The organism is Flavobacterium muglaense, assembly GCF_014305155.1.
Lineage (GTDB): Bacteria > Bacteroidota > Bacteroidia > Flavobacteriales > Flavobacteriaceae > Flavobacterium > Flavobacterium muglaense.
In genome coordinates, this window is the sequence record NZ_JACRUK010000100.1 from 1 (window position 1) to 2,859 (window position 2,859).

At 30.6% G+C, this 2,859-nt stretch carries 4 protein-coding genes; all 4 read right to left on the reverse strand.

Features of this window, described 5'->3' with window-relative positions; translation table 11 throughout:
* Positions 1-236 precede the first annotated feature (236 nt).
* The 4 genes from H8R24_RS17845 to H8R24_RS17860 all read right to left on the reverse strand — a co-directional run bounded on the left by H8R24_RS17845 (position 237) and on the right by H8R24_RS17860 (position 2,757).
* Complete coding sequence (locus H8R24_RS17845; RefSeq protein ID WP_187021798.1) at positions 237-719, reverse strand: CPBP family intramembrane glutamic endopeptidase; 483 nt, start codon at positions 717-719, stop codon at positions 237-239.
* Complete coding sequence (locus tag H8R24_RS17850) at positions 655-1,140, reverse strand: hypothetical protein (RefSeq protein ID WP_187021797.1); 486 nt, start codon at positions 1,138-1,140, stop codon at positions 655-657. The genes H8R24_RS17845 and H8R24_RS17850 overlap by 65 nt, the downstream gene beginning before the upstream one ends.
* 51 nt (positions 1,141-1,191) lie before the next feature.
* Positions 1,192-1,770 (reverse strand): DJ-1/PfpI family protein, encoded by a 579-nt coding sequence (locus H8R24_RS17855; RefSeq protein ID WP_187021796.1) that lies wholly within the window; start codon positions 1,768-1,770, stop codon positions 1,192-1,194.
* Positions 1,771-1,899: 129 nt separating this feature from the next.
* Positions 1,900-2,757: an alpha/beta hydrolase gene (locus tag H8R24_RS17860; protein ID WP_187021795.1), complete on the reverse strand. Its 858-nt coding sequence runs from the start codon at positions 2,755-2,757 to the stop codon at positions 1,900-1,902.
* Positions 2,758-2,859 lie beyond the last annotated feature (102 nt).

Consider the following 2,859-nt stretch of genomic DNA (forward strand, 5'->3'; position numbering starts at 1 on the left):
CGATTGTAGTGATGTTTATGAGGATGATTTTAAGTCAAAATAGCGACTAAATGAGGTTTTTTCACAGCCTGACGTTTTGCCGCTTGGCGATGTGGCGGATTAAGGATGCCTAACTTTTCGGTTAATGACAAATCTCACAAGTACAAAACCATCTTTAAATTAAGCATAATCCCGCCATATTGCCAAACGGCGGTTAGCGGTTCGTTGTTTTTCTGGGAGGAGACATTTAGATAATGTTAGTAAAGCTTTAATAACTCTTTTTTGTTTAGTTTAAAAGTTAAATAAAATATACCGATTAAAAGTATAATTGTTAAAAAGAAGCTTCCGTTACTTCCCGCTTCACCACCTGTTAAGAATTTATTACCTGTTATTTTAGCATTTAGTAAAAAACCATCTCCTTTGCTTGCTCCGTTTTCAATTAAACCAAATAAGGTTCTTTCGCTCCAATTCCAAAATGTATGCCATGCACAGACTCCCCAAATACTGTTATCTAAAATTGCATATAAGGCTAAAAATGTACCATAGAGAGTCAAATTAAATACAGCAAGAAAAGATAGGTTTGTACACGCATGAATAAGTCCGAATACAATTGAAGAGATAATTATAGCTTTCACTACCCCCAATTTAACATTCAATACAGGCAAGAACCAACCTCTAAAAATAATTTCTTCTGTACTTACTTGTACGAGTGTACTTATTAAAAGTAAAAAAAATCCCAATTACCCCTGTAAAACTTCTTAGTTCACTATTGGGTTGTTGAATTTCTACTTGTTTAAAAATAATCATGAAAGCTAAGACACCAAAACACATAACTGTGCCCCAAAAAGCCCCTCTGATAAATTTATAAAAAGGTTTACTATCTATAAATCCTAAAGTTTCTATTTTTCGTTGCTCATATTTTTTTACAAAAAAGAAAAGGACTAATGCTAGTGGTCCAAAAGAGAATGTAAACCCTAAACTCCTATAAATATATTTATCAAGAAGAGATTGACTATTTGACAATGACGTATAGCCTAGTATGCTTTTTGTTAAAAGTCCAAATAATATACTAAAAAACACAACTCCTACAGAAGCTAGTAGTATTGCTACAGCAATTTTTGTGTAGCGGTTTCCTTTTTTTGGTGAATCTAATAATTTCATTTTTCTTATTTAAAGTTCTAATCTTTTTGTAGCTGGCAATATTGGTAATTGTTAAAATCCCATTTTCTTTTTTATCAAATTTGTATTCTCCTTATTGGTTAACTTTTCAAGTAAAAGAAATGCTACATCCATTGCTGTAGATGGATTCCATGATGTAATTATGTTGGTTTCTAAAACAATTGGTTCATTCACAACATTGACTCCCATATTCCTTAAGGTTTCTTGTCTTACAGGATTTTGATTGTATGTTGTTCCTTTTTTTCCTTCCAAAATACCGCTCTTAGCAATAGGAAAAGCACCTGTGCAAATTGATGCGATAATCTTTTCTTTTTCGTGAAATGATTTTATTATTTCAGTGAACTTGTTGTTGTAAGCTTCTGCATAAAAATTGTACTCTTCAAAACCACCTGGAATTGCAAGTGCTTCAAAATCGTCAATTTTTATTTCGTCTAATAGAAAGTCAACAATGAGAGTTTGATTGAAAGTACTTTTTGTTTCTTTTTTTATTCCACATGTAAATAATTCTGTCTCACCGTTTCCTGCCGTTAAGTTCCAACCGATTACATCAATAAATACACTAGCTTCGTAAATTTCAAATCCATCTGCTAATAGTAATAATACTCTTTTCATAAATAATTTTTTGTTAATATTGTTTAATAAGGAAGTATGAACTCTACATATTGACAAACCAAATATTAGCGGGCTTTCATTTCTTGTCTTTCAAAAAAAAAAGAAATATCAGTTATAGTTTGATGGTTTTTATTTTTCCTTTGGATATAATATTCTCATTGCATTAAAAATTGCTTGATGTGTAATTGTTGCGTGATCTTCCTCGGGTAGGTAATCGAAACTTACTTTTATATTTTTACATTTTGTGTTTTTCAATTTTTCACTTAATAAATTTGCATCAACTTCCATAACATGTGGTATTTCGGTTGGTGCAAGTCCTTCTTTTCCAACTCCAATATAAATATCGATTTTTTCTTTAAAACTCTCTTGATATATAGGTGATTCTACATTTAAAAGCGAACAGTTATCCCACCACAAACTTGGACTTATTATTATGTATTTGTTAAATAATTTCGACTTTTTTATTAAAATTTCAGTAGCTAAAAGCCCTCCTGCTGATTGACCAATAAGTGTTTTGGAATTGTTTGTCTTGTATTTTTTTTCAATAAACGGTTGCAATTCAGTTTCTATAAACGAAATAAAATTTGCAGATTTGCCAGAAGTAGGATCTCTCTTTTTATCCTCCTCAATTGTAGTAGGGTAAGTGAAATCTCTTCTTCTGTCAATATTTGCAATTCCAACAACAATTGATTTAGGAACTCTGTTTATCCAAGAAAAATTATTGAACTGAAAAAGACCAACAACGTGAATAAAATCCTCGTCAGCCGAACCGTCAAGTAAATATGTAACAGGATATTTAATGGTATCGTTTTGATTATATCCTTCTGGAAGATATATATTCAATATTCTCTTTTCAGATAATATTTTTGAGTCTATTTCTTCAATTGTTCCAAGTAAAAAAGGTTTGCTAGTTTCATTTTGCTTCCTTACTTGTGCATTTCCAATAATTGAAATAAGTATTGAAAATAGAATTATTGTTTTTCTCATGTTTTCTTTTTTTTTCGTTACAATGACCGCTAACGTCAGTCTGTGAAAAAACTTCCGTTTATTTCTTTCAAATATAACACATAATATAATATAAAAGGAAGA